The organism is Methanocella sp. (assembly GCF_035506375.1).
GTDB lineage: Archaea > Halobacteriota > Methanocellia > Methanocellales > Methanocellaceae > Methanocella.
The window spans coordinates 1-5,346 of record NZ_DATJPM010000063.1; the positions used below are offsets into that span (position 1 = coordinate 1).

Sequence of the window (5,346 nt, forward strand, 5' to 3'; positions counted from 1 at the left end):
GCTCAGGGACTCTATTCTTAGTATCTTAAGCGCACACACGCTCGACTTCGACGATTACATCGCGAAGCACGAGAAGCCCGTCGTGGTCGTCTTTACCGGCGTCAACGGCACCGGCAAGACCACGACCATCGCGAAGCTCGCAGAGCGCCTCAAGGAGAAGAACGTCGACGTGGTGATCGCCGCGGGCGACACGTTCCGGGCGGGCGCCATCGAGCAGCTCGAAAAGCACGCCGACCGCATCGGCGTAAAGATGATCAAGCACGCCCAGGGCTCGGACCCGGCGGCCGTCATATACGATGCGGTGACATACGCGAAGAGCAATAAGAAGGACGTGGTGCTGGCGGACACGGCGGGCCGGCTGCACACCAACGTCAACCTCATGGAACAGTTAAGAAAGATCAGCCGCGTCATCAAGCCCGACCTCGTCATTTTCGTGGACGAGGCCATCGCCGGGAACGACGCCGTGGAGCGGGCCAGGCTGTTTAATGATGCGGTGCCCATCAGCGGCTCGATTTTAACGAAGGCCGACGCCGACTCCAAGGGCGGGGCGGCCATATCCATCGCCCACATCACCGGCAAGCCGATTTTATTTTTAGGCGTGGGCCAGGAATACAAGGACCTCAAGAAGTTCGACCCGAACTGGTTCGTGGACCGCCTGCTCGAACGCTGAGCTTTTATTCCAAAGCTATTTGAAACTGCGGCGGGTATTGACTTCTGGCATGAGACCCCTCATATATGGCAACGGCACGCTGCTGGTCTGCGTCGACGAGCGCGGCGTGGCCCGGGACTTTTACTATCCCTACGCCGGCATGGAGAACCACGGGGGCAACATACGCCTCGGGCTCTTCGACATTGACATGAAAAAGTTCTCCTGGCTGGACTGCTGGGAGATAGAGCAGCGGTACGACGGCGCCTCGCTCGTCGGCGAGACCGGGTACACGAGTAAGGGCTTCGCCGCGGCCGTAAAGGTCAGGGAGACCGTCCACCACGAGCTCAACTTTTTCCTGCGCTCGTTCGAGGTGAGGAACGTCTCGGACAGGCCGAAACACTTCCGGCTTTTTTCGGCGCAGAACTACCATATCCTGGAGAACAACTACGCGAACACGGCCGTGCGGGACGGCGACATGATGAGCCACTACAAGCGGGACCGGTTCATCCTGCAGAGCTCCTCGCCGGCCTTCGACCAGTTCACGGCGGGCATCTCCGAGTGGCGGGGCATGGAGGGCACCTGGAAGGACGCCGAGGACGGCGTACTGGCCGGCAACGTCGTGGCCCACGGCTCCGCGGACTCGGCCCTGGGCTGGACCCTGCCGGAGCTGCGGCCGGGCGAGGCGGCCACGGTGCACTTCTGGGCATGCGTAGGCCATAACTTCCCCGAGGCGAAGCGCATCAACGACTGGATAAAGGCCAGGGACGTCGAGACGATCTACTGCTCCTGTAAAAAATTCTGGGAGGCGTTCTGCACCAGGGCCGCCCGCCCGGGGCTCGATAAGCTGCCCCCGCCCGTGCGCGAGGCGTTCACCCGGAGCCTCCTGACCGTGGCCTGCCACCTGGACCGGGGGGGCTCTATCATTGCCTCCTGCGACTCGCAGATAAAGCAGCAGGGCGCCGACTATTACACGTACTGCTGGCCCCGGGATGCCGCCTGGGCCGCGGTCGCGCTTGACCGGGCCGGGTACGGCCACCTGAGCATGCATACGTACCGCTTTTTCAAGAAGATCGTCGACCCGAAGGGGTATTTCAGGCACAAGTACACGCCCGCCGGCGACCTGGGGAGCACCTGGCACCCGCTGCCCATGGTCCAGATCGACGAGACCGCCACGCCGATATACGCCATCTATGTGCACTGGCAGGAGACCCGGGACGTAAATGAGCTTTCTTCCTTATATGAGCCGCTGGTCAAGCCCGCCGCCGACTCCCTCATGGGCTTTTTAAAGGACGGGATGCCGAAGCCGAGCTTCGACCTCTGGGAGGAGCGGAAGGGCATCTACACTTACTCCTGCGCGTCCGTGTACTCGGGCCTCCGGAGCGCCGCGGCCATCGGCCGCGTTTTAGGGGACGAGGGCAGCGCCGCGGCCTGGGACGGCGCCGCGGCGAAGCTAAAGGGCGCCGCGCTGGAGAGGCTCTATGACCAGGCCCTTGGCCGGTTCCGGAGAGGCGTGTTCGACGACACCGTGGACGCCTCCGCCTTCGCCGCGTGGTACCTGGGGCTGGTTGAGCCAGAGAGCCCCATGGCCGCGGGCACGATGGCCGCCATCGAAAAAGAGCTCATGGGGCCCGGTGGCGGCGTCGCCCGGTATGCAGGGGACGGATACCAGGGACACATGAATAGCTGGCCGCTGTGCACGCTGTGGCTGGCCCAGTGGCACATCCGCAGGCGGGAGCTTCCCCGGGCCCTGGAGCTCATCGAGTGGTGCGCGAAGGCCGCGGCGCCCACCGGCCTCATGCCGGAGCAGACGGGCCCGGGCGGGGAACCCGTTTCCGTGCTGCCGCTCGCCTGGTCTCACTCGACCTTCATGCTGGCCGTCATCGAGTACCTGGAAGCGCTGGAAGGAAAAGGCTTATCTTAAATTTTGACGACGATACTTGTCATGAAGCAGGCTTCCGTGGAGAACGGCCTAAGCACATATGTAGCTTTACTCAGGGGCATCAACGTCGGCGGGCGCTCACTTATAAGGATGGAGGACCTGCGGAATGCGCTCACAGCGTCCGGCTTCCGGGACGTGAGGACCGTTCTGGCGAGCGGCAATGTACTTTTTCGGGCGCCTGAGGGGGATGCGGCAACGCTGACGGAGAATATTGAGAGAATATTAAGCCGTGCGCTGGGAAGGGATGTGGTCGTCATTGTGCGCCGCCTTGACGACCTCCGCGAGCTCCCCGGCAGATTTAAAGGCGTCGAGAACGAGCCCGGTGTCAGGCTGTTCGTCACGTTCCTCCCGGAGAGTGCCGGGACCCCATTCCTGGTGGAAGAGGAAGGCTATCGTGTCCTGTGCGCAACGAACGGCATGATATGCATCCTGCTATATGGCACCGGCGCGGCAGAGCTTATGGGCGTCATCGAAAAGAAGTTCGGGCAAAAGGCCACGACGCGGTCGTGGAATACCATCGCCAGGCTCCTAAAATAGATACAATGGATTAAAAAACGCCTCTACCCCTTTATTTCCTCTGGAAACCGGCCTGCGCGGCCGATTTAACGCAAAGCTTATTATCACATCGCTTAAAACACATCCATATTGGCGGGTCAAACAATGTCATCGATATACAGGCTATTTATCACAACTCTGATCGTCGGGCTTTTCATCGCCCCGGCGCTCGCCGCCCAGGGGCCCACGGCCGACTGGACGAAGCAGCTCGGCCAGGAGGGCCAGGGCGGGGCCTACATCTCGGCGTCGCCCATTTATAGCAACGGCATCCTTTACGTGTGCTCCTACGACGGCACCGTCTATGCGCTCCAGACGATGAACAGCGCTCCCCTCTGGAAGTTCAACGCCGGCACCACCTTCTCCACGCCCGTGTACAAGGACAGCACTCTCTACGTGGGCTCGAGCAACGGCACCTTATACGCAATCGAGACGCTTTATGGCAAGGAGAAGTGGCGGTTCAAGGCGTACGCCAATGTCGACTCCACGCCCCTGCTCATGAACGGCATCTTGTTCGTGGGCTCTGACGACGGCCGGGTCTACGCGCTCGACCCCAACAACGGGAACCAGATCTGGAACGTCAGCGTGGGCAGCGGCGTGTCCACGGCCCTGGAGAGCTACGAAAACGTCCTGTACGTGGGCACCTCCGACGGCAGCCTGGTCGCCATCGACCCGTATACTCCAAAGGTCAAGTGGTCCGTTAAGGTGGGGGAGAGGGCCTACTCGCCCCTTGCCACCGACGACGGCACCCTGTATATCGGCACATATGACGGGTACATCGTCTCCCTGGACCACAACCAGGGCAGCGTCAACTGGAAGAACCAGACAGGCGGCGCCGTGAGCTCGACGCCCGTTTACTACGACGGCAACATCTACGCCGGCTCCTGGGACGGCAAGCTGTACTGCTTCAACGCGACGAACGGCAGGCCCGTCTGGCAATACGCCACCGGGGGCCCCATCAAGGCGGCCCCGTTCATCGACAAGTCAAAAGGGATAATCTACGTTGGCTCCGGCGACCAGTACCTGCACGCCGTGGACGCCCGGTACGGCCTGCCCTACTGGAAGTTCAAGGCCGACTCGCCCGTCTATTCGACGCCCGTCATGGCCAACGGCAAGCTGTACTTCAGCTCCTACGGCACGAGCACGGGCGGAGGCACCGTGTACTCGCTCACGCTTCCCGAGAACCTGACCATCGTCACGCCCACGCCGGCGCCCACGGTGCCGCCGACGCCGACCCCTGCGCCGACCGTGACGCCGGTCGTCGTGACCTTAGTCCCATCGTCTACCCCCTCGTCATCGTGGTGCCCGCTGCCGGGCCTTCTCGGGATGGCCATCGGCCTGCTGGCACTGGCCACATACCGCAGGCGCTGACCGCCATCATGTTTTATATATTTTAATATATAATATTATTTGAGGGTAAAAATGGACGTTTTCCCAGTAGATATGCCGGAGGATGGAGGGCCAATCAGCCTGCGATCCTGCCCTATAAAGACGGATAAGGTCGCCTTTAGCGTTTATTCTTTCCAGCCATGGCAGGCGCTTTCAATGCACCGCCACACCAACAGTGACGAGGTGTTCTACGTCGTCGGCGGCCGGTGTCTTTTCTACGTGGGCAGCGAGACGAGGCCCGTCGGCCCGGGCCACGCAGTCTACGTGCCCTCGGGCGCCGGCCACGCCGTGCTATCCTGCGAGAAGGGCGCCACGCTCTTATCGGTCCAGGGCCCGCGGCCTGTCACGTCCATCTACGGTAACCTGGAGTACTTCTGCCCGGCCTGCGGCCTCGAGACGCCGCTCCCCGAGGGCACGGCCACGGGCGACGTGACGAGGTGCCCCAGGTGTAAAACAGCCGTACGCCTGGCCGAGGCGGGCGCGGCCTTCGACGCCGAGCCCGCCGCGGCCGGTCGGCCGGACGAGGCCCGGGCGCTGTAGGCTGCGCATGTCGTTTCGCATATTCCCGCTTTTCCCCTATGCCTTCCTGGAGTTTCCCAGACGGCATAACATGTGAGCTCCGGGATGGTTTGCTTCTCTTTAAGGCACAACGGTGACGGGGGCACTATTTTTCACCACAAAGGCACGAAGAGCACGGAGGCTCACAAAGACTTTTTTATAATTAAGAGACAAAGGGCACAGAGCCGCTTTTTGAACTTTTAAGATACAGGATATGATGGCACAGGGGCAAAAAGTGCTCTTGTTCATTCCACTGTGT

General features: G+C 61.7%; 5 protein-coding genes. All 5 read left to right on the plus strand.

The window, feature by feature from the left end:
• A partial coding sequence (ftsY, locus tag VMC84_RS08365) for a signal recognition particle-docking protein FtsY (protein WP_325379566.1) occupies positions 1 to 670 on the plus strand: 670 nt, incomplete at its 5' end.
• Positions 671 to 719: 49 nt separating this feature from the next.
• Entirely contained in the window at positions 720 to 2,570 is a 1,851-nt protein-coding gene (locus tag VMC84_RS08370) for a glycoside hydrolase family 15 protein (RefSeq protein WP_325379568.1), read from the plus strand.
• 21 nt (positions 2,571 to 2,591) lie between these two features.
• Positions 2,592 to 3,125: a DUF1697 domain-containing protein gene (locus VMC84_RS08375; protein ID WP_325379570.1), complete on the plus strand. Its 534-nt coding sequence runs from the start codon at positions 2,592 to 2,594 to the stop codon at positions 3,123 to 3,125.
• A 123-nt stretch (positions 3,126 to 3,248) separates the two neighbouring features.
• The gene (locus tag VMC84_RS08380) at positions 3,249 to 4,511 is read left to right on the plus strand and encodes a PQQ-binding-like beta-propeller repeat protein (RefSeq protein ID WP_325379572.1); all 1,263 of its coding nucleotides are present in this window, start codon (positions 3,249 to 3,251) and stop codon (positions 4,509 to 4,511) included.
• A gap of 51 nt (positions 4,512 to 4,562) precedes the next feature.
• On the plus strand, positions 4,563 to 5,069 hold the full coding sequence (locus tag VMC84_RS08385) for a cupin domain-containing protein (RefSeq protein WP_325379574.1): 507 nt from the start codon (positions 4,563 to 4,565) through the stop codon (positions 5,067 to 5,069).
• Positions 5,070 to 5,346: the final 277 nt, after the last annotated feature.